The sequence below is a fragment of the Basfia succiniciproducens genome (assembly GCF_011455875.1).
Classification (GTDB): Bacteria; Pseudomonadota; Gammaproteobacteria; order Enterobacterales; family Pasteurellaceae; genus Basfia; species Basfia succiniciproducens.
The window spans coordinates 1,435,411-1,455,952 of the sequence record NZ_CP015031.1 but is presented as its reverse complement, the minus strand read 5'-3'; the positions used below and the strand labels follow the sequence as shown (position 1 = coordinate 1,455,952).

18 protein-coding genes are annotated in these 20,542 nt (G+C 43.9%); 6 read left to right on the top strand and 12 right to left on the bottom strand.

Annotation, left to right across the window (positions count from 1 at the left end):
- Positions 1–14: 14 nt before the first annotated feature.
- Positions 15–3,908 carry a phosphoribosylformylglycinamidine synthase gene (purL, locus tag A4G13_RS06570; protein ID WP_090656321.1) on the bottom strand — a complete coding sequence of 1,298 codons (3,894 nt, stop codon included), beginning with the start codon at positions 3,906–3,908 and terminating at the stop codon, positions 15–17.
- A 290-nt stretch (positions 3,909–4,198) separates the two neighbouring features.
- On the opposite strand from purL, the gene mltF reads away from it, so the two are divergent.
- Positions 4,199–5,653: a membrane-bound lytic murein transglycosylase MltF gene (gene mltF, locus A4G13_RS06565; protein ID WP_090656318.1), complete on the top strand. Its 1,455-nt coding sequence runs from the start codon at positions 4,199–4,201 to the stop codon at positions 5,651–5,653.
- 2 nt (positions 5,654–5,655) lie between these two features.
- A complete protein-coding gene (locus A4G13_RS06560; protein ID WP_011200972.1) occupies positions 5,656–5,814 on the top strand; it encodes a hypothetical protein in 159 nt (52 codons plus the stop codon).
- A 68-nt stretch (positions 5,815–5,882) separates the two neighbouring features.
- On the opposite strand, the gene A4G13_RS06555 is transcribed toward A4G13_RS06560, so the two are convergent.
- The 10 genes from A4G13_RS06555 to A4G13_RS06510 form a co-directional block, all read right to left on the bottom strand.
- Positions 5,883–7,091, bottom strand: a complete 1,209-nt coding sequence (locus A4G13_RS06555; protein WP_090656315.1) for a BaiN/RdsA family NAD(P)/FAD-dependent oxidoreductase — start codon at positions 7,089–7,091, stop codon at positions 5,883–5,885.
- Between the two features lie 2 nt (positions 7,092–7,093).
- A complete protein-coding gene (locus tag A4G13_RS06550; RefSeq protein ID WP_090656312.1) occupies positions 7,094–7,936 on the bottom strand; it encodes a tetratricopeptide repeat protein in 843 nt (280 codons plus the stop codon).
- Positions 7,933–8,403: a heme lyase NrfEFG subunit NrfF gene (nrfF, locus tag A4G13_RS06545; RefSeq protein ID WP_090656309.1), complete on the bottom strand. Its 471-nt coding sequence runs from the start codon at positions 8,401–8,403 to the stop codon at positions 7,933–7,935. The genes A4G13_RS06550 and nrfF overlap by 4 nt, the downstream gene beginning before the upstream one ends.
- The gene (locus A4G13_RS06540) at positions 8,404–8,934 is read right to left on the bottom strand and encodes a DsbE family thiol:disulfide interchange protein (RefSeq protein WP_090656306.1); all 531 of its coding nucleotides are present in this window, start codon (positions 8,932–8,934) and stop codon (positions 8,404–8,406) included.
- Positions 8,935–8,948: 14 nt separating this feature from the next.
- Positions 8,949–10,874, bottom strand: coding sequence for a heme lyase NrfEFG subunit NrfE (gene nrfE, locus A4G13_RS06535; RefSeq protein ID WP_090656303.1), 1,926 nt, complete (start codon positions 10,872–10,874; stop codon positions 8,949–8,951).
- An 82-nt stretch (positions 10,875–10,956) separates the two neighbouring features.
- Positions 10,957–11,928, bottom strand: coding sequence for a cytochrome c nitrite reductase subunit NrfD (gene nrfD / locus A4G13_RS06530; RefSeq protein ID WP_011200979.1), 972 nt, complete (start codon positions 11,926–11,928; stop codon positions 10,957–10,959).
- Entirely contained in the window at positions 11,928–12,608 is a 681-nt protein-coding gene (nrfC, locus tag A4G13_RS06525) for a cytochrome c nitrite reductase Fe-S protein (protein WP_011200980.1), read from the bottom strand. The genes nrfD and nrfC overlap by 1 nt, the downstream gene beginning before the upstream one ends.
- Positions 12,605–13,252, bottom strand: a complete 648-nt coding sequence (nrfB, locus tag A4G13_RS06520; RefSeq protein ID WP_011200981.1) for a cytochrome c nitrite reductase pentaheme subunit — start codon at positions 13,250–13,252, stop codon at positions 12,605–12,607. The genes nrfC and nrfB overlap by 4 nt, the downstream gene beginning before the upstream one ends.
- Positions 13,253–13,338: 86 nt before the next feature.
- The gene (gene nrfA / locus A4G13_RS06515; protein WP_165898024.1) at positions 13,339–14,898 is read right to left on the bottom strand and encodes an ammonia-forming nitrite reductase cytochrome c552 subunit; all 1,560 of its coding nucleotides are present in this window, start codon (positions 14,896–14,898) and stop codon (positions 13,339–13,341) included.
- A gap of 502 nt (positions 14,899–15,400) precedes the next feature.
- On the bottom strand, positions 15,401–16,294 hold the full coding sequence (locus A4G13_RS06510; RefSeq protein WP_090656297.1) for an outer membrane protein assembly factor BamD: 894 nt from the start codon (positions 16,292–16,294) through the stop codon (positions 15,401–15,403).
- A 127-nt stretch (positions 16,295–16,421) separates the two neighbouring features.
- Here A4G13_RS06510 and rluD point away from each other — a divergent pair, with 127 nt between their 5' ends.
- Together rluD and pgeF are read left to right on the top strand one after the other, a co-directional pair.
- Positions 16,422–17,396: a 23S rRNA pseudouridine(1911/1915/1917) synthase RluD gene (rluD, locus tag A4G13_RS06505; protein ID WP_090656294.1), complete on the top strand. Its 975-nt coding sequence runs from the start codon at positions 16,422–16,424 to the stop codon at positions 17,394–17,396.
- Positions 17,397–17,414: 18 nt separating this feature from the next.
- On the top strand, positions 17,415–18,149 hold the full coding sequence (gene pgeF, locus A4G13_RS06500) for a peptidoglycan editing factor PgeF (protein ID WP_041639975.1): 735 nt from the start codon (positions 17,415–17,417) through the stop codon (positions 18,147–18,149).
- A gap of 352 nt (positions 18,150–18,501) precedes the next feature.
- Here the strand turns inward: pgeF and plsY are convergent, their stop codons facing one another.
- The gene (gene plsY / locus A4G13_RS06495) at positions 18,502–19,119 is read right to left on the bottom strand and encodes a glycerol-3-phosphate 1-O-acyltransferase PlsY (RefSeq protein ID WP_011200986.1); all 618 of its coding nucleotides are present in this window, start codon (positions 19,117–19,119) and stop codon (positions 18,502–18,504) included.
- A gap of 123 nt (positions 19,120–19,242) precedes the next feature.
- Here plsY and folB point away from each other — a divergent pair, with 123 nt between their 5' ends.
- Both folB and A4G13_RS06485 read left to right on the top strand, forming a co-directional pair.
- Positions 19,243–19,599 carry a dihydroneopterin aldolase gene (gene folB, locus A4G13_RS06490; protein WP_090656291.1) on the top strand — a complete coding sequence of 119 codons (357 nt, stop codon included), beginning with the start codon at positions 19,243–19,245 and terminating at the stop codon, positions 19,597–19,599.
- Positions 19,599–20,501, top strand: coding sequence for a DMT family transporter (locus tag A4G13_RS06485; RefSeq protein ID WP_090656288.1), 903 nt, complete (start codon positions 19,599–19,601; stop codon positions 20,499–20,501). The genes folB and A4G13_RS06485 overlap by 1 nt, the downstream gene beginning before the upstream one ends.
- Positions 20,502–20,542 lie beyond the last annotated feature (41 nt).

The window sequence follows — 20,542 nt, the reverse complement described above, 5'->3', positions numbered from 1 at the left end:
TTAAAAACTATACTTTATCCCAAAAACACCCTCGCATTTCTAAACAACCGCATCCAGGCGCCGTCTTCGCTCCAGTCTTCCGGGTGCCATGAGTTGCTGACGGTGCGGAATACGCGTTCCGGGTGCGGCATCATGATAGCGACGCGGCCGTTGGTGTTGCTTAGGGCGGTAATACCGTCGACGGAGCCGTTCGGGTTAGCGGGATACACTTCTGTCGGTCGGATGTTGTTATCTACGTATTGAGCGATAATTAGACCTTGGTCGCGTAAGCCTTGCAGTTGTGAGTCGTTTTTGAACTCTACTCTGCCTTCACCGTGAGATACGGCAATTGGCATATGAGACCCGGCCATGCCTTGGAACCAAACGGAATTGCTTTCGTTGATTCGTACTAATGCGGCGCGCGCCTCGAAACGTTCGGATGTATTACGTACAAAACGAGGCCAGTTTTCCGTACCCGGGATAATGTCGGCAAGGGTTGAGATCATTTGACAACCGTTACATACGCCCAATGCCAGTGTATCTTCACGCTCAAAGAATGCCTGGAATTGATCGCGAAGTGCGGTGTTAAACAGGACAGATTTTGCCCAGCCGCCGCCTGCGCCTAATACGTCGCCGTAAGAGAAACCGCCGCAAGCTACTAACGCATTGAAATCTTTTAAGTTTTGGCGTGCCGTATGTAAATCGCTCATATGAACGTCAATGGCTTCAAAACCTGCACGGTCAAAGGCTGCCGCCATTTCGACATGGCTGTTCACCCCTTGTTCGCGCAAGACGGCAATACGAGGTTTCTTACCTGTTGCAATATATGGCGCGGCAACATCTTCGTTAATGTCGTAAGTTAAATGTGCGCTGAATCCTTGATTTGCCGGATCTTTCTTAGCGGCAAATTCCTGATCCGCACATTCGGGATTATCACGTAAACGTTGCATTTGGTGCGTTAATTCCGCCCAAATTCCGCGTAATTCGGAACGTTTTTCGCTCAATACCACTTTTGTACCGCGTTTGATTTCAAATTCGTCGTCTTCCGTCACTAAGCCTAAATCTTTAGTTAAATGAATTAAGCCGTGTTGGGTTAATACTTCGCGAACCGCTGCTAAATCGGATTCGCGTACCTGAATAACGGCGCCCAGTTCTTCGCTGAATAAAATACCTAAATCGTTATCGCCTAAAGCGCTGATTTCGGCACGGATACCGCAATTACCGGCAAATGCCATTTCAGCCAGGGTAACGATTAAACCGCCGTCGGAACGGTCGTGGTAAGCAAGTAATTTACCTTGTTGAACAAGGGTTTGCATTGCATTATAGAAGCCTTTCAGCAACTCAACATTCACTACGTCCGCCGGTTTGTCACCCAATTGTTTATAAACCTGTGCAAGTGCGGTGGCGCCTAAGCGATTTTTGCCTTCGCCTAAGTCAATTAATAATAATGCGGTTTCGCCTTTATCGGTACGAAGTTGCGGAGTAACGGTTTTGCGCACATCTTCCACGCGTGCGAAAGCCGAAATCACTAATGATAATGGGGCGGTAACGGTTTTTTGTTCGCCGTTTTCACTCCAGGTGGTTTTCATCGACATGGAATCTTTACCCACCGGGACGGTTAATCCTAAAGCCGGGCAAAGTTCTTCGCCGACGGCTTTCACCGCTTCATAAAGCCCTGCGTCTTCGCCTTCGTGACCGGCTGCGGACATCCAGTTGGCGGAAAGTTTAATACGCTTGATATCGCCGATATTGGTAGCGGCAATATTGGTGATGGATTCAGCCACGGCCAAACGCGCGGAAGCGGCAAAATCCAACAATGCCACCGGTGCGCGTTCGCCGATAGACATGGCTTCGCCGTGATAAGTGTCCAGCGCCGCAGTGGTTACCGCCACATCGGAAACGGGGATTTGCCACGGTCCGACCATTTGATCGCGGGCAACCATACCGGTTACCGTACGGTCGCCAATAGTGATTAAGAAAGTTTTCTCCGCTACCACCGGCAAACGTAATACGCGGTGGAACGCTTCTTTTAATTCAATATTTGTTTGGTCAACGGGGCTATTGTTCACCTGTGTTGATTTCACATCACGGGTCATTTTCGGCGTTTTGCCCAACAACAGGCTCATTGGTAAATCAATCGGATTATTGTCAAAATGATTATCGTGCAGCATTAAATGTTCTTCTTCCGTCGCTTCGCCGATAATGGCATAAGGGGCGCGTTCACGTTGACAAAGTTCTTCAAACACCGCTAAATTTTCCGGTGCTACCGCCAGTACGTAACGTTCCTGCGACTCGTTACACCAGATTTCCAACGGCGACATGCCACGTTCGTCACAAAGAATATTGCGTAATTCGAACTTACCGCCGCGACCGCCGTCGTGCACTAATTCAGGCATTGCATTGGATAAACCGCCGGCACCCACGTCATGAATAAAAGCGATTGGATTGCCTTCACCCATTTGCCAGCAACGGTCGATCACTTCCTGACAACGTCGTTCCATTTCCGGATTATCCCGTTGAACGGAGGCAAAATCCAAATCTTCTTTCGATTTACCGGAAGTCATTGATGATGCCGCACCGCCGCCCAGACCGATATTCATAGCCGGACCGCCAAGCACGATAAGTTTGGCCCCCACCGGGATTTCGCCTTTTTGCACGTGCTCGGCACGGATGTTGCCGATACCGCCGGCTAACATAATCGGTTTGTGGTAACCGCGCACTTCTTCGCCCGCAAAACTGTTGACTTTTTCTTCATAGGTACGGAAATATCCCAATAATGCCGGACGACCGAACTCATTATTGAATGCGGCGCCGCCAAGCGGGCCTTCGATCATAATATCCAATGCGGAAGAAATACGGCTTGGTTTGGATAATTCGTTTTCCCAAGGTTGTTCAAAACCCGGAATAACCAAGTTAGACACGGAAAAACCCACTAAGCCCGCTTTTGGTTTGGCTCCACGACCGGTCGCCCCTTCGTCACGGATTTCACCGCCGGAACCTGTTGCCGCCCCCGGAAACGGTGAAATAGCCGTCGGGTGATTGTGTGTTTCCACTTTCATTAAAATATGAGCGTCTTCATTGTGATAACGGTATTGACAGTCCTGATCCGCAAAGAAACGCCCTACTTTTGAACCTTCCATCACCGCCGCATTGTCTTTATAAGCGGACAACACATGATCCGGGGTTTTCTCGAAGGTGTTTTTGATCATTTTAAATAAGGATTTTTCCTGTTTCTCACCGTCGATCACCCAATCCGCATTGAAGATTTTATGGCGGCAGTGTTCTGAATTCGCTTGAGCGAACATATAAAGTTCGATGTCATTCGGATTGCGTCCGAGCGCGGTGAAATTTTCAACCAAATAATCCATTTCATCCGAAGCCAGAGCTAAACCTAATTCAACGTTAGCGATTTCCAACGCTTTGCGACCGCCGTTTAAAATATCTACTGTGGTAAAGGGTTTCGGATCCTGCGAATCAAATAATACGGCGGCTTGTTCAGGCGCACGAACGACGGTTTCCATCATACGGTCGTGAATATGGGAAACCAATCGCTGCTGTTGTTCGGCGCTCAAAGTGCGGTCAAATTCAAAATAATATGCGATGCCGCGCTCTAAACGCACGACTTTATCCAAACCGCAATTATGTGCGATGTCCGTCGCTTTAGACGACCAGGAAGAAATAGTCCCCACCCGCGGAATCACCACAAAGCATTCGCCTTTAGATTCGTGTTGCGCCAAAGTCGGACCATAATGTAATAATTGCTCTAATTCATCTGTTTCTTCAGCGCTTAATCCTGCCGATAAGTCGGCAAAATGTAAATATTCCGCATAGCAGGATTTCACCGGTAAATCTGCTTTTTGAAAACGGGCGGAAAGTTGGTTTAAACGGAATTCAGAAAGGGCTGGTGAGCCGCGGAAAATCTGGAACATAGGGTTTGTACCTTAACGAGTTAAACAAAATCCCGCTTATTATAAAGGAAATCCCGGCAAAACGAAAACGTTTGCTTATGTATTTTTACAGGCTGGAAAGATTATCCGCCTTCCGTGAAAACCGTCATAATTTTCCGCTTTTTATATATTGGGTTAATCTATAATCACATTAAAATTTCTCGTTTTCGGACCGCACTTTTTCTTTATTTCCCTTGGATATTGTGAATATTTGAGAAATTTTGATTGAACGGTTACAATGCCATCATTTTCCAAACACAGAGAGTTCTCATTTGAAAGGTTTATTATTACGGATAATCGCGGCATTCGCATTGGTGCTCTGGGCTATCGATATGGTATTCCCCTGGCAGCAAATGATGCGCTCGGAAGAAAACCGCTATAACGCAATTCAACAACGTGGCAAATTAGTTGTCGGCACGGTCAATAATCCGGTGTCTTATTTTATCGGCAATGAAGGGCAGGCCGGTTTGGAATATGAATTAAGCCGGGCGTTTGCCGATTATCTTGGTGTCGAGCTGGAAATGAAAGCCATGGATAACAGCGAACAATTATTTGATGCGCTGGAAGACAATGAAATCGATATTGCCGCCGCTAATTTACTCTATCAAGCCAAAAAAGCGGAAACTTTTCAATTAGGTCCAGCTTATTATTCCGCTTCCTGGCAGTTGGTTTACCGCAAAGGCGAAAGCCGTCCGCAATCGCTAAGCCAAATCAAGGACAAGCTGATTATCGCCCGCGGTTCGGAACTGCCATTGATTCTGCAAGGTTATCAAACAAAATATCCGAATTTAAAATGGCAGCTGGAAAACAACCAGACTCAGGAAGAATTATTATTGCAGGTGGCTCAAGGCAAAATTAAATATACGGTGGCAAATTCCATTGATGTTTCCGCCGTTCAGCAGGTTTGTCCTGAAATTGCCGTGGCATTTGACGTAACGGATGAGGCATCGGTACATTGGTATTTGCCGAATAACTCCTACAATGAATTACAAGCCGCCTTACTGGATTTTATGAATACGGCGCTTGAAGGCGGTTTAATCGCCCGAATTGAAGAAAAATATTTCAACCATTTCAGCCAGTTCGACTACGTAGATATGCGCCAGTACGTGCAGGCGATTAATGATATTTTGCCGAAATACGCCCCTTTATTTGACCGATATAAAGGTGACTTGGATTGGCGTTTACTTGCCGCTATCGCTTATCAGGAATCCCATTGGAACGAAAATGCTACCTCACCGACGGGCGTGCGCGGTATGATGATGTTAACCAAAGATACCGCCGAGCGGATGAAAATCGCCGACCGCACCGATGCGGAACAAAGTATTAAAGCGGGATCCGAATATTTGCATTGGCTGATTTCGCAAGTGCCGGACAGCATTCCAAAAGAAGATCGGATTTGGTTCGCCTTAACGGGTTACAATATGGGATTAGGACATATGCTGGATGCGCGCCGTTTAACCAAAAATTTAGGCGGCGACCCAGACAATTGGCTGGATGTGAAAAAGAATCTGCCGTTATTGGCTGAAAAACGTTATTATCCTAATTTGAAATACGGTTACGCCAGAGGATATGAAGCCTTTCAATACGTAGAAAATATCCGCCGTTATATGAACAGTATTATTAATTATTATCGCGTACAGGAAAATGCCGATAATAAAGACAAACCAAGCGAGACAGACGAAAATTTACCGTTACCGTTAACGGATAACCAAGAAAAACAGGAATAATTATGTTAATAAGACGACGCAAACCCTCATTAAAAACGAAAAACAAACTCTCTTTGAGTTTATCGAAACGCCGTAATTTGCGCTTAAAACATCTAAAACGACGTAAAGCGAAAATTGCCGCCCGCCACGAATATAATTTTGTGGTTTGTCAGGATTGTTAAACAAAAATCCATAAAAAAATACCGCACTTTTGTCAAGAAAGCGCGGTATTTTCTTGTCTAATTTCACGCTACTCCGTTTGCGTAATTCCCACCGCACAAGCATAGGCGGAACTCCACGCCCATTGGAAATTATAGCCGCCGAGCCAGCCTGTCACATCCAATACTTCGCCGATAAAATATAACCCTTTTACTTTTTGGCTTTCCATGGTTTTGGAAGAAATTTCCTTCGTATCAATGCCGCCCATAGTTACTTCCGCCGTGCGATAACCTTCGGTACCGTTAGGCTGAAACTGCCAATGATGAATTAGATTTTCCAGATTTTTTAACCGCACTTTGCTTAAATTAGCCAAAGTTTCGTCTTGCAGCAGCTGCCGCTCAAACCATAATTCCACCAGTTTTTTAGGCAAAATACGGGATAATGCGGTTTTTAATTGTAACTTCGGCGAACTTGCTTTTAATTGCGACAAATATTCATCAATAGAATCCGCCGGCAACAAATCGATTTCCACCGATTCATTCGGCTGCCAATAATTGGAAATCTGTAAAATCGCCGGCCCCGAAACGCCCCGATGAGTAAACAACAAGTTGTTACTAAAGGATTTGCCGTTTTGTGCCGTTACCCGTACCGGCAACGAAATACCCGAAAGTGCGGTTAAAAATTTGTCATTTTCGCGATAAGTAAAAGGCACTAAACTTGCACGCGGCGACAGCACATTAAGACCAAACTGTTCGGCGATTTGATAGCCGAAAGGCGAGGCGCCCAGCGCCGGCATAGACAACCCGCCGGTTGCGATCACAAGATTTTTACAATACCAGGTTTGCCCGCCGGACTGAATTTTAAAACGCGCGTTTTCATCATTATGTACCGCTTCCACCAAATCAATGCGCTGTCGTAACTGAATGCTCACCCGGTTTTCGGTACATCGCGCTTCCAGCATTTTCACAATATCTTCCGCGCCGTTATCGCAAAATAACTGCCCGGATTCTTTCTCATGATAAGCAATACCCTGCGCCGCAACCATGGCGATAAAATCCCATTGGGTAAAGCGCGCCAACGCCGACTTCACAAAATGCGGATTATGGGAAAGATAATGGGAAGGCAAAACCTCTAAATTGGTAAAATTACAAAATCCGCCGCCGGACATCAGGATTTTACGTCCCGCTTTTTTGCCGTTATCAAAAACCGTGACGGATTTTCCCGCTTTGCCGATTTGCCCGGCACAAAATAAACCCGCGGCGCCGGCACCGATAATGATTGTTTCCGAATAGTTTTTCACACTTAATTTGCCTTTTGTTGCATCCGGTTATTTTGCAGCATTGTCGCCAGATTCATATTTCGAATAATTTCCCGACGATCGATCCCCGTATGCCCGGAATCCAATAACTGCTGCCAATATTGCAATGCGCTTGGAAAATCGTTTTTTAAAAACGCGTCCGACGCCATTAAGGAAAGGCTCGACACTTCTTTAGGATCGGCAGCTAAAGCAATATCGATAATATGTTGTACCTGCGGGGTAATTTTTTGCCCCGCCTGATAATATAACGTCGTTGCCGCTAAACCTAAAATATGGGGTTTGCCACCCTCTAATTTTTCCGCATTGCCGTAAGCAAGCAAAGCGTTATCATAATCGTTGCTCAACATATAAGCCTGTCCGAGTTCAACCCAATCGTCGGCATTATTCGGGTCTTTACGCAGTTTGTTTTGAATTGATAGCACATAATCAATATTCTTATCTTCGGCACTGGCGGTAATTAACCGGCTTTGTTGTTGAGCAAAGGCTTTTTCCCCTTGCCGTACATAATCGAAGCGGTTTAAAGAAAAATAATAAAGCAACGGCATAACGACAAGTACCAGCCACAGTAGCGCCGATAATTTTCGGCTAAAACCGACCGCACTTTTCAATGTTAGCGCCGCTTCACTTTGTTGTTCGTCCATTAATAAACGCTGAGCGAACTCATTTGCCAGTTCCTCGCCCGGATTACTTTGAAGTTGCTGTTCATATAAAGCGATATTTTGCTGCTGACGATAATTTTGCTGCCAACTTACCTTTTTGGTAAAAAACACAAAAAGCAAAAGCCCGATGGCGGCAAAAATAATAAGCCCGATAATAAATTGCGTCATTTTTTACCCTTATTTTTAGCCAATAATTCCGCCAATTCCCGGCGTTGCCGCTCACTAAGTGCGGTGCAAATTTCGCGATTTTCCGAGCGCCGGCGCAAATAACGCACCATTAACAATACCGCCAATAAAAGTAACCCGATAGGCAAACACCAAAGCAATGCCGTAGTAAGTTCAAAAGGCGGTTTATATAAAACGAAATTGCCGAATCGGGAAGTCATCACTTCCACAATTTGCTGATTCGACTTACCTTCATCCACCATTTTATACACTTCGATACGTAAATCGTAAGCGATGGGAGAATTCGACTCCACCAGATTTTGATTCTGGCATTGCGGGCAGCGTAAAGACTTCGCCAAAGCAACCGCGCGGGTGCGATCTTCTACGTTTTTAAACTGATAGGTATCGACCATTTCCGCTTGTAGAGACAAGCTTACAAACACCAATATGGAGAACAGTATTTTTTTCATTTAGTTTCTTAACTTATTGAATTCGGGAAGAATTTCTTTTTGTAAAATGGTTTTGTCAACAGCGCCGGAATAACGGTAACGGATTACGCCGTTTTCATCAATTACATAGGTTTCCGGCGCGCCGTCCACGCCTAATTTCATTGCTAATTCGCCGCGGCTGTCGTCAATCACCAACGCAAAAGGATTGCCTTTTTTAGCTAACATTTCTAGAGCGCCTTGCTTTTTGTCACGATAATTCAAACCCACAATCGGAATACGTTGTTCCGCCAATTCCATTAAAAGCGGATGTTCTTGTTGGCAGTAATAGCACCAACTACCCCATACGTTCAGCAAATAAGGCTGTTTCGGCAAATGTTTATTGCTAATGATACGGTTGTTATCCAGTAAATCCGCCTGGAAAAACTCCGGCACAGGTTTACCGATTAACGCCGAAGCAATTTTTTTCGGATCCTGCTTTAATCCCATTATTAAAAAAATGCAGATAACCAATAAAACAATCAGAGGTAAAAATAAAAATACTTTTCTTTTCATTATGTTATTCTTTTTTAATTGCCGATGAAAACGCCATGGTGTTTTTTCCGTTGAACCAGGCTTACGGCGGCCACTAAAGCGCCTAACGCCATTAAGATTCCGCCCAGCCATAACCAGCGGATAAAAGGTTTGTAATGCAGGCGAAAACTGAACTCATTCGGCGCCAGCTTATCTCCCATGACAATATAAATATCGCCTAAAACGCCCCATTGAATGCCTACTTCCGACATATTCATAGTTCGTACCTCATAATAACGGCGTTCCGGATAAAGTGCGGTCAGTTTTTGGTTATTTTTATAAATTTCAAAATGCGCTTTTTCCGAAGTAAAGTTAGGACCTAGCTCATTAGTAAAGCCTATATAGCGGAACTCATAACCGTTTAACATTTGGCTCTGTTGCGACGCTAAACGTACGCCGATTTCACTGCCGAAATAACCGGACATCACCGCACCAACCACCGCAAGGGCGACACCGCAATGAGCAAGGATCATGCCTGACCGTCGCAACCCTATTTTTCGCCAATTTATCCATAAAGTTGCAAGCAACAGCCAAATTGCCAAACTAAGCAGCACAAATGCGGAAAAATGAAAGCGCAGACTTTCATCCTGCCGAACGGTGAAATGAATAATCAAATATGCAATCAGAAGGGCGGGGATAAGCAATATTGATTTTTGCCGCAATAAAGTGCGGTTCATTTTTTGCCATTTTGTAGCTAATACAAAAACCATCGCAATAAGCATAATCAGCAACAAAGGTACAAAAATGCTATTAAAATACGGCGCACCGACGGAAATAGAACCCCAGCCCATCGCCGAAAATACCATTGGATAAAAAGTTCCTAAAAACACGCTGACAGTGGCAATAGTGAGAACTACATTAGCCAACAACAAAAAGCTTTCTTTCGAAAAAACAGAAAAACGGACCGCACTTTGACGCAAATTGACTTTAAGGGCAAAAACGGTTAATGCCAACGCCGTTAACAGGAAGAAAATAAGTAATAATGCAGTCCCCCGTTCGCCGTCCACGGCAAAAGCGTGAACCGAAGTTAATACGCCGGAACGCACGATAAAGGTGCCAAGCAGGCTGAAAGCAAAGGCAAATAATGAAAAAAGTATCGTCCAATAGCTGAAAATCCCGCGTTGTTCGGTAACTATCAGGCTGTGCAATAACGCCAGACCGATTAACCAAGGCATCAACGAGGCGTTTTCCACCGGATCCCAGAACCACCAGCCGCCCCAGCCGAGTTCGTAATATGCCCACCATGCACCGAGCATAATGCCCAAAGTTAAGAAGAACCATGATAACAATACCCAAATTCTTGTCCAGCGTGCGATAGCGGCATCAACATGTCCGCCTAGCATGGCGGATAAAGTCATAGCAAAATTTACCGCGAACCCCACATAACCCAAATAAAGCAGCGGCGGATGAATAATCAGACCGATATCTTGCAACATCGGATTAAGATCCCGCCCTTCCGGCGGTAAAGGGAACTGACGAATGAAAGGGTTGGAAAAAAACAGAATAAAAATAGCAAAACTCAAACAAATAAAACCGAGAATAGAAAGGGTCCGCGCTGAAAAAACAGGATCAATTTTTCGACTGAAAAAAGCAAAAGCGGCAGTCCATAAACTTAATGAAAACAGCCAGAATAACATGGAGCCTTCATGCCCGCCCCAGGTCGCGGCAATTTTAAAAAACAGAGGAAGCTGTGAATTCGAATGGGCGGCGACATATTCCACCGAAAAATCATTAACCGAAAAAGAATAGGCTAAACAGGCAATGGAAATCGTGCTGAAAATGGCAAACAGATAACTGAAATTCCAGGCATAACTCAGTAAATTCGTATTGCGTTTTATCATACCTACAAGCGGAATTAACGTAAGCAAGAAAGAAGAAAGTAATGCAATAAGCAATGCAATAAAGCCGAGTTCTGGGATCATAATAATCTGTCTGACATAAGAAAATAAAAGAAAAATAATAAAAGGCGTACCGAAATACGCCTTTATTCTACAGAAAGTAAACTTACATTGCGATGGTTAGTTGGCCGGCGTATAAAATAAAGTAACGCAGGCAAAGCACACCGATTAAGTCAAAAATTGACACTAAAATGATAAATTTCGCATTATATTTCCATTTATCGCTGGCAAATAAGTTTGCGATTAGCGGAATCATAATACCAATCAACATAACGCCAATCCAGAACACCGCGCCCCAGAAGCCGGAAAGGGCATTCTGCAAGGCAACGACCTTTTGACCGCCGCCAAAGTACAAGCCTACGAAGAAGCAGACGATTAAACCCAATTCGGTTACCATAATCGGCACTTCGAATTTATGGATATAATGCACTTCATGGCTGTCGCCTTTAAGTTTACCTGCGATTAAAATACACAGGAATGTGGCGGCAATGCCGGATGAGGTTCCCGATGCGAGGAATAATGCCGGCAATACCGGGTTATTCAACATTGGGTAACTGATTAATGCCGATAACAAGAAACCGGTATAAGCGCCTAATACTGCGGCTAAAATAAACAGAATTACTTCGGCGGCACTAAAAATGCGTTCACAAGCGCCGATAATATTGGTTACGAACCGTAACTTCGGCACAAATTTCTTAATTAGGTTATCGATTTCGGCTTTAAAGAGTACCGCAATCCAAATTACCATAAACAGCATATAGACTTGGAAAAGCATAACCCCCATCGACATCACGGAATTAAATTGATAATTAAACATCAATTTCCAGAACGTCCAAGGTCGTGCCAAATGGAAAATCAATAAAGTCAAACCGATTAGGGTCGGTATCGTTCCCAATACCGCGGCACTACGAACAATCCAGTTTTCACTTGGTTTTTCCAACTTGTGGGAGCGGCGATAAGCGATCGCTAACTGTACCGCACCGGAAGAAATACCCAGCAAAAACAGGTAAATCGCAATAGAGGAATCCCATACAAGATCAGGCGTATGAAAAGGCACAGGATAGGTTAATGTACTCATTATCTATGCTCTCCTTTTGCAAATGGGATATGGTAAAGATTCGGCTCGGTACCTAATGTTAATTTGGTACGATACACCGGATTTTCTCTTACTTTACGTGCGACCGCGCTATTTGGATCATTCATATCACCAAAGGTTAATGCTTTAGTCGGGCAAGCTTCAACACAAGCCGGTTGTTTGCCTGCTGCAAGATTGGTATCGCGGCAGAAATTACATTTATCGGCAGTTTTATGCACCGGATGAATAAAACGTACGCGATAAGGACATACGGCGATACAATATTGGCAACCTACGCAAAGATCTTTGTTTACATCAACAATACCCGTTTCAGGGTCAATGAACGAAGCACCTGTCGGACATACCGCCACACAAGGCGCGTTAGTGCAATGTTGACAAGATTGACGGAAAAATTCATATTCCTGGTTCGGAAATTCGCCATGAGGCTCGCTACGGAGAATTTCCAAACGAGAAACACCTTCTGGCACTTGGTTAGTCTCACGGCAGGCATCCATACAGGCCGTACAACCGATACATGAAGTTTCGTCATGTACCATTGCATAGCGTTTTGGCGCCGTTTCGTTAGGCTTTTCACCTTGTGCCGATAATTTAACTGATGTTCCCGTTGTGAGGATTAACGCACCCATTCCGGAAACAAAGTTTCGGCGTGAGCAAGCTGTCATTGTTTATCCTTTTGTTCGGTTGCAGATTGCGCTGCATCTGCGGCTTCTTTACGTAAACGTTGTTCGCTATGACAGTCAACGCAGATTTTCACACGTTCTTTAGGTTCGATATCCTTCATTGCATCTTTAGCGGGATGTAATGTGTGGCAACTTGCACAAGGCGCTTTCATTGCGTGAACATCATGAGCCCAAAGTTTTTTACGCAAATCATCCGGTTTATGACAAGAGAAACAAACTTGATTTTGTTCCTGTACTGAATACATCGGTTGTTCAGTACTGAAAATATCACTTTCAAAACGCATAACATCTTTGGCGCCTTTGCGGTGATCTTCACTAATATTACCGTGACAACTTACACAGGTAATAGGTTTACCTGTTGCCGGGTTGTTTTTAGTTAAATGAGTACCATGGAATTTACCCGCATGGTTTGTACCCACAGCCTGGTCTTTTGAGGTGTCAAGGTTATGACATTGTGCACAATACTTATTAGGATCGCGTACGTTGTCCAACGTTTGGTCAAAAGCAGCCACCGGAGACTCTTGCTTCGCGTCAACTTTAGCCTGTTCGGCCTGAACTGTTGTCGCAAATAGCATCACTCCGAACAATGCTGAGAGTTTTGCAAATTTTTTCAATACAGAGTTCATCTTATTTACCTTAATCCTTTGATTTAAGTTACCGCACTTCGACTTTGTTCTTTTCAGGAAAACTCAAAGTGCGGTCGCTTTTGTCATTATTTTGCAGGTGTTGTCGGCGGAGCGGTTAAAATTAACCCTTTGCTAATCGCTTCTTTATTCCATTCAGGAATCACTGTTTTAATGAACTCTTCTTTTTCTTTGCGTTCTTTCTCAATATCGATTCCCATTACTTTCCATGCTTTTTCAGCAGTTGAAATATCCGGGTATTGGATTGGTTGTTGAACGCCGTGTTTCGAAAGAATAACGGCTAATTTAGCACGGGCATCTGCCACGCGATCTAAACCGCTGGCAATGATTTTTAATGCTACATCAGGTGCGTGCATATGCATACCGTGGCTCGCCGCCGCAAAATCCCAACGCCATTGAGCGTGACGAATTGCTTGCAGCGCATCTTTCATTTCTTCTTGAGTTGCACCGTTATCCCAAGCGGTTTTCGCTTCGAAATGAGACTTAACAAGTTGATCTTCAAGTTTAAGCATCACTTCGCGAACGTCCGCTTTGTGCTGTTCAACAGTTTTAATTAAAGTATCCTGGCTTTGATCATGGCAACGAGCACAGGTATTTTGGAAGTTATCTTTTACAGGATTACCCACAACTTGGTGATCCGTATAAACTTTACCGTCTTTATCTTGTGTTTTAGCCATGTGGCAATCAACACAGGTTACGCCGTTTTTACCGTGCGTACCCATTGACCAGGTTTCAAAATCAGGGTGTTGCGCTTTTAACATTGGCGCTTTAGAAATTGAATGTTCCCAGTCTTTAAAACCGATTTCATCGTAGTATTTTTCGATACTATCTACGTCGCGACCTTTATACCATGGGAAAACTACGTTGTTTGCACCGGTGCTTTTATCGAAATAATATTCAACGTGGCAGTTAGCACAAACCCCGGCGCGTTGATCCGTACGATCGGAAGTGGCAAAGGTTTTACCAACCGTATCCAACGCACGTAAAACATGCGGACGGGCAACGCGTAATGCAGGTTTACCGTCTTTAAAATCTTGAGATTGAGTATCGTGACAGTCGGCACAACCGATGCTGTTTACAACTTCAGCGCCGCCTTTTGCCCATTTGCCGGAGAAGTAACCTTCTTCGCCCCATTCGGCAATTAAACGAGGAACATCCGGACCTTTACAGGTCCAGCAAGCCATTGGTTGCGGACCGCCGTTAGCATCTTTTGGCGAACCTGTACGTAAAATATTACGTACATCAGTTACTGCATAAATGTGACCGCGAGGAGAGTTAAATTCTTTTGCGAATGCATAACCGCCCCACATAACGATCATACGAGGATCGTCTTCTACCTCTTTATGGAATTCTGTCTGCTCCGCTGTTTTCGCCCAGGAGTTATACTGTCTTGGGAAATCCGCAGCAAATTTTTCGTTTGCCGCTTCAATTTTAAGATTAGGATTAACTGGTGTTAATTCTTCTTTAGTCGGTGCGCGTTTTGCTGCTGTTTCAGGCGCGGGTTGCTGTAATTGCTGCGCTTGTTGGTGTGTTGCCATAGCTTTTTCTTCAGCTGCCGCCGAATTCGCCATTGCAAAACCTAAGCCTGCAATCGCTAAAGAAGATAGCGTTTTTCTGAGTATGTTCACGATAATTACTCCATTCAAGGTTTAACCAAGGTTAAGAATCTTAGATTTAATTTTAAAGTTTTTATTAATTCTACCCTGCCAATAAAAATGAGAATTTTTATCATCAAAAACAAGGTGATACTTAATAAAAAGAGAGTTCCTCAAGGCTAAAAATAGCAAATGCGCATACATTTTTCATGGTTAAATAACAAATTATTGCTTTTGATCAATATTTTTTTAACATTCCGTCTGATAAAAAATTTTCACCACATGATAATACCTCTTTATAGTTAACTTAAATTAGTTATTTTTCAAAAAGTTAGAATCATTTACCAAAGCATTGAATAAGACTAAAATTCTCTTTTACACAAAATTACAGGCCATTTTTTGCGCAAAAATTTCACAAACTTGAAACATATAAAAAGCCGAGTTATCTCACAAATAACTCGGCTTTAAATCAGCTAAACAGGCATTTAGAATGTTTTATTAAAATACCGGAAAATCTAATAATTCGGTTTTATCCTTAATCTTTCGAACCGAATGACAACCATGACGGCCAGCTAAAAAAAGAATCGTCGGATTTTGTCGCAACCTTTTCTTTATCGGAGGAATCGGAAGATCCGAATGATAACCAAGAAGGCAGGCTCAAGAACGGCTCTTTCGGTTTTTCCGCTTCTTTTATTACACGGCCTTCATTTGCTTTAACCAAAGTTGCCGCCTGACTCGCCAATTGTGTTAACCCCATTTTTTCATAGGATTCCTGTAATAGCGGTAGAGCTTCCAAAGTAGCTTGCGTATCCGGATAGCTTCTCAACATGCCGGTAATACGGTTAGATGTCGCAACCCAAGCACTGCGTTTAGCATAAAATTTGGCAATTTCCAATTCATGACGGGCTAAGCGGTCTTTAATGTAAGCCATACGAGCCAAAGCGTCCGGCGTATAAGGGCTGTTCGGGAAATTTTGCACTAAGGTCTGGAAATTGCTGAAAGCGGTTTTCATTGAAGTGGTTTCCCGGGTAGAACGATCTACGCCAAAGAAATCCTGGAATAAATTATCGCCTAAAGCGGAATTCGTCAACGCCGCCATATAAAGCACATAATCTAAATGTTGGCTTTGCGGGAATTGTTGTAAAAAACGATCCGCAGTTGTGAGCGTTTTTGTGTAATCTTGAGATTTATAAGTAGAAAAGATGAGATTTAATTCAGCCTGTTCACTGTAAGAGCTACCGGGAAAGCGTGAATCTACAGCTTCTAAATAACGCGTAGCCTGAGTGTAATTACCCTCTTGTAAATAATTAGCTCCTGTTGAGAATAATTCTTGCTCCGATGCCTGTTCAACAGGTTTTTCCGAACTCGAACAACTTGCGATAACCAACACGCTTAAAGCAATAAGAGTCAATGATTTAAATTTACGCATATAAGCTATAATCCTTTTTTATGTATAAAAATTTAGTGTTGTGAGTTACAATGCTCCCGAAATAATTAAGATATTGTATAGAACATTATAAAATAAGCAAACTTCAATTAATGGAATTTTGATATTTATGGCACAAATTACTATGTCGGCTGAAGTTCAGCCTCATCAAATGGGACAGCGTTTAGACCAAACTTTAGCCGAATTGTTCCCGGATTATTCCCGCTCCCGTTTAAAAACCTGGATAGAAGACGAGCTCGTTTTGTTAAACGGAAAAGTCGCCAATATCCCCCGCGAGAAAGTATATGGCGGCGAACAAGTTGAAATTACCGTTGAAATTGAAGATGAAAACCGCTTTGAGCCTCAAAATATTCCTTTAAATATTGTTTATGAAGACGATGATATTTTAGTTATTAACAAACCGAAAGATTTTGTAGTTCATCCCGGTGCCGGCAATCCTAACGGTACGGTACTGAATGCATTGCTTTATCATTATCCGCAAATTACCGAAGTGCCGCGGGCAGGGATCGTACATCGTCTGGATAAAGACACCACGGGATTAATGGTCGTGGCAAAAACTATTCCCGCACAAACACAATTGGTTCGCGCACTACAAAAACGCAAAATTACCCGTGAATACGAAGCCATTGCTTTCGGCATTATGACAAAAGGCGGTACCGTTGACGAGCCGATGTCCCGCCACCCCACCAAGCGCACCCTTATGGCGGTTCATCCTATGGGTAAACCTGCGGTAACTCATTATCGGATAATGGAACATTTCCGCAATTACACCCGCTTACGTTTGCGTCTGGAAACCGGTCGTACCCATCAAATCAGAGTACATATGGCCCATATCGCCCATCCGTTATTAGGAGATCAAACTTACGGCGGGCGCCCTCGTCCGCCCAAAAATGCCAGCGAAGAATTTATGAGCGTATTGCGTAATTTCCAACGCCAGGCGCTACATGCAATCATGTTACGTTTAGAACACCCGATTACAGGCGAACTGATGGAATGGCATGCGCCTTTACCGGAAGATTTTGTCGAACTGGTCAATGCGTTGAAAGCGGATTATCAATTACATAAAGATGAATTAGACTACTAAATGTTGAAGGATAAAATGATGGATGCATTGCAAGCCGACTGGATTGCGCCCGGTAATATCCATGGATTCACTACTTATCGTCAAGGCGGCGTGAGCCAAGAACCGTATACAAGTTTTAATTTGGGCAATCACGTAGGTGACGATCCGAACGCAGTCAAAATTAATCGAAATCTGCTAGTGGAAAATTTCAACCTACCGCAGTTGCCCGTTTTCTTAACTCAAACCCATAGCATCCGTGTCATCACGCTTCCTTTCGAAGGAACAGATCTTGATGCGGATGCGGTTTATACCGCCCAACCGAATCAGGTTTGCGTAGTCATGACGGCGGATTGCCTGCCCGTACTATTTACCAACAAAGCGGGGACTGAAGTCGCCGCCGCGCACGCCGGCTGGCGCGGGTTATGCGACGGTATATTGGAAGAAACGATCAAATGCTTTCAATGCCCCCGTGATGAAATTATTGCCTGGTTCGGACCCGCTATCGGCCCCAATGCTTTTCAAGTGGGTGAGGATGTAATGAAACAATTTGTTGCGCAGGATAATAAAGCAAAACAAGCCTTTATTGCAGATCCCAATACGGAAGGCAAGTTTTTAGGCAATCTTTATCAAATTGCCAGCCAACGTCTGCATAATATGGGCGTAACCAATATTAGCGGCGGGGAACATTGCACTTATGAGGAACAGGATAAGTTTTTTTCTTTCCGTCGAGATATCAATACCGGTCGCATGGCGACGGTGATTTGGTTTGAATAATCGGATTTTTCCCCCTCAGTCACTGCGTGACAGCTCCCCCAGCTTCGTGGGGGAGCGAAATTTTTCGTATTTCGACAGCGCTAATATCATTCAGCCCATTCCCTCCCCCACGCAGTTGGGGGAGGTGCCTGCAAGGCGGAGGGGGAAGCGCGGGTTTAACTGATCTATTTCATTCGGTTAACGTAATGCGATTTGAATAATCGGATTTTTCCCCCCTCAGTCACTGCGTGACAGCTCCCCCAGCTTCGTGGGGGAGCGAAATTTTTCGTATTTCGACAGCGCCAACGGCATTCCACAGCGTTCCCTCCCCCACGTAGTTGGGGGAGGTGCCTGCAAGGCGGAGGGGGAAGCTTTATTCGCCTTGCGAATCTTCTTTCTTTTTGAATTTAGCCCAAACTTTATCTTCCTGCCCGCGCCATAAACGCTGGATATTTTCATGATGGCGATAAACCAACAAACAACAAACTAATGCTACAGGAAAAGTAAATTCGGGACGAATCCACCACACATAAAACGGTGTTACCAGTGCGGCGATAACGGCGCTCAAAGAAGAATAACCGCTGAGTAAAAAAATAATTCCCCAAGTACCTAACATTGCGCCGGCAATTCCCCAGCTAATCGGAGCAATAGCGCCGAATGCCGTTGCAACACCTTTCCCGCCGCGGAATTTAAAATAAATCGGAAAAATATGTCCAAGACAAGCACTTAATGCCACCATACCCAGCTCAAAAGGAGTTAAACCGAGGTAATAACCACACCAAACGGGAATCATACCTTTTAAAATATCAAAAATCAGCACGGCTAATGCAGCCCAGCGCCCGCCAATACGTAACACATTAGTCGCACCCGGGTTACCGGATCCGCTTTGCCGAGGATCCGGCAATCCTACAAGCCGACAAATTAAAATTGCGCTTGAAATTGATCCTAAAAAATAGGTCGCCAGCATGTATAAAATGGCAAAAAAGCTCATCGGACTCACCTTAAAGATAACCTTTCGCTCATAACATGAGTGAAATGCGATAAATAGTTCGTTTATTCTACCTAAAATTGATAGCATATAGCCAATTATATTTCAGCAATAATAGGAAACCTTATGATCGATCGCATTTTTATTGAAGAATTAACCGTTTTTGCCCAAATCGGCGTTTATGATTGGGAGCAACAAATCAAACAGCGTCTTATCTTTGATATTGAGATGGCATGGGATAGCAGCAAAGCGGCAGAAACCGACAATGTGAGTTATTGCTTAAATTATGCGGAAGTCAGTCAATTTATTATTCAATATATTCAATCGAAGCCTTTTTTATTAATTGAACGGGTGGCGAATGAAGTTGCCGAACAATTGCAAAAAGAATTCGGCATAAAATGGATTAAGCTGAAATTAAGCAAACCTAAAGCGGTTGCCGAAGCCCGTAATGTGGGTATTATTATCGAACGAGGTCAGTGTTAATGCCGCATTTTACCCAAAGCAAAGGTTATGGTTATTTCTGCCTTATTCTTGCCACCTTCTTTTGGGGCGGTAACTATATGTTCGGCCGAATCCTGAGCCATGTAATTCCGCCGATTATTTTAAATTATTTACGCTGGCTGCCCGCCGCAATTATTTTACTGCTGCTGTTTGCTAAATATCTTCCTCAGCAACGGCATATTATTCGCAAAAATTGGCAAATTTTAACCGCACTTGCATTACTAGGCGTGTTGATTTTCCCCGTATTTTTATATCAGGGTTTGCAAACCACCACTGCGCTAAACGCCAGTATTTATCTTGCCGTGGTACCGATTGTGGTGATGTTTTTAAACCGGATTTGTTTTAAAGATACTATTCGCTTTCCCGTTTTTATCGGGGCGTTAATTAGCTTTATCGGCGTATTGTGGCTACTAAGTCACGGAGATCTTAGCCGACTGCTGACGTTTAACGTAAATCAAGGAGATTTATGGGCTATCGGATCAGCCGTCAGTTGGTCGGTTTATTGCAGCATTATCCGGTTGAGACCTAAAGAAATCGGCAATTCCGTTATGCTGACCGCACAAGTCGGCATTGCTATGATAATTTTCACACCGGTGTTTCTTTCTCAATTGAATACCGAAAATCTACAGATTATCAGTGAGCTGACTTATGGCCAATGGATGATTATTCTCTATCTCATAATCGGTCCTTCAATTCTCTCTTACGGGTTCTGGAATTACGGTATGACTATTGTAGGCGGGACAAAAGGCGCCGCGTTCACCAACGCTACCCCGCTTTTTGCGGCGGCACTTGGCATTTTAGTGTTGGGTGAACAGTTGCACGGCTATCATTTGATTAGCTCTTTGCTGATTGTTATCGGGCTTACTCTTTGTAATAAAAAATAACGATAAAAAAGTGCGGTAAAAATTTTCGAATTTTTTACCGC

Excerpts from the sequence above, each read along its gene's own strand:
- nrfD (WP_011200979.1), bottom strand. The coding sequence starts at position 11,928 with ATGAGTACATTAACCTATCCTGTGCCTTTTCATACGCCTGATCTTGTA.
- A4G13_RS06510 (WP_090656297.1), bottom strand. The coding sequence starts at position 16,294 with ATGCGTAAATTTAAATCATTGACTCTTATTGCTTTAAGCGTGTTGGTT.
- nrfE (WP_090656303.1), bottom strand. The coding sequence starts at position 10,874 with ATGATCCCAGAACTCGGCTTTATTGCATTGCTTATTGCATTACTTTCT.
- nrfB (WP_011200981.1), bottom strand. The coding sequence starts at position 13,252 with ATGAACTCTGTATTGAAAAAATTTGCAAAACTCTCAGCATTGTTCGGA.
- nrfF (WP_090656309.1), bottom strand. The coding sequence starts at position 8,403 with ATGAAAAAAATACTGTTCTCCATATTGGTGTTTGTAAGCTTGTCTCTA.
- plsY (WP_011200986.1), bottom strand. The coding sequence starts at position 19,119 with ATGAGCTTTTTTGCCATTTTATACATGCTGGCGACCTATTTTTTAGGA.
- A4G13_RS06485 (WP_090656288.1), top strand. The coding sequence starts at position 19,599 with ATGCCGCATTTTACCCAAAGCAAAGGTTATGGTTATTTCTGCCTTATT.
- pgeF (WP_041639975.1), top strand. The coding sequence starts at position 17,415 with ATGGATGCATTGCAAGCCGACTGGATTGCGCCCGGTAATATCCATGGA.
- purL (WP_090656321.1), bottom strand. The coding sequence starts at position 3,908 with ATGTTCCAGATTTTCCGCGGCTCACCAGCCCTTTCTGAATTCCGTTTA.
- A4G13_RS06540 (WP_090656306.1), bottom strand. The coding sequence starts at position 8,934 with ATGAAAAGAAAAGTATTTTTATTTTTACCTCTGATTGTTTTATTGGTT.
- A4G13_RS06560 (WP_011200972.1), top strand. The coding sequence starts at position 5,656 with ATGTTAATAAGACGACGCAAACCCTCATTAAAAACGAAAAACAAACTC.
- A4G13_RS06550 (WP_090656312.1), bottom strand. The coding sequence starts at position 7,936 with ATGACGCAATTTATTATCGGGCTTATTATTTTTGCCGCCATCGGGCTT.
- rluD (WP_090656294.1), top strand. The coding sequence starts at position 16,422 with ATGGCACAAATTACTATGTCGGCTGAAGTTCAGCCTCATCAAATGGGA.
- nrfC (WP_011200980.1), bottom strand. The coding sequence starts at position 12,608 with ATGACAGCTTGCTCACGCCGAAACTTTGTTTCCGGAATGGGTGCGTTA.
- folB (WP_090656291.1), top strand. The coding sequence starts at position 19,243 with ATGATCGATCGCATTTTTATTGAAGAATTAACCGTTTTTGCCCAAATC.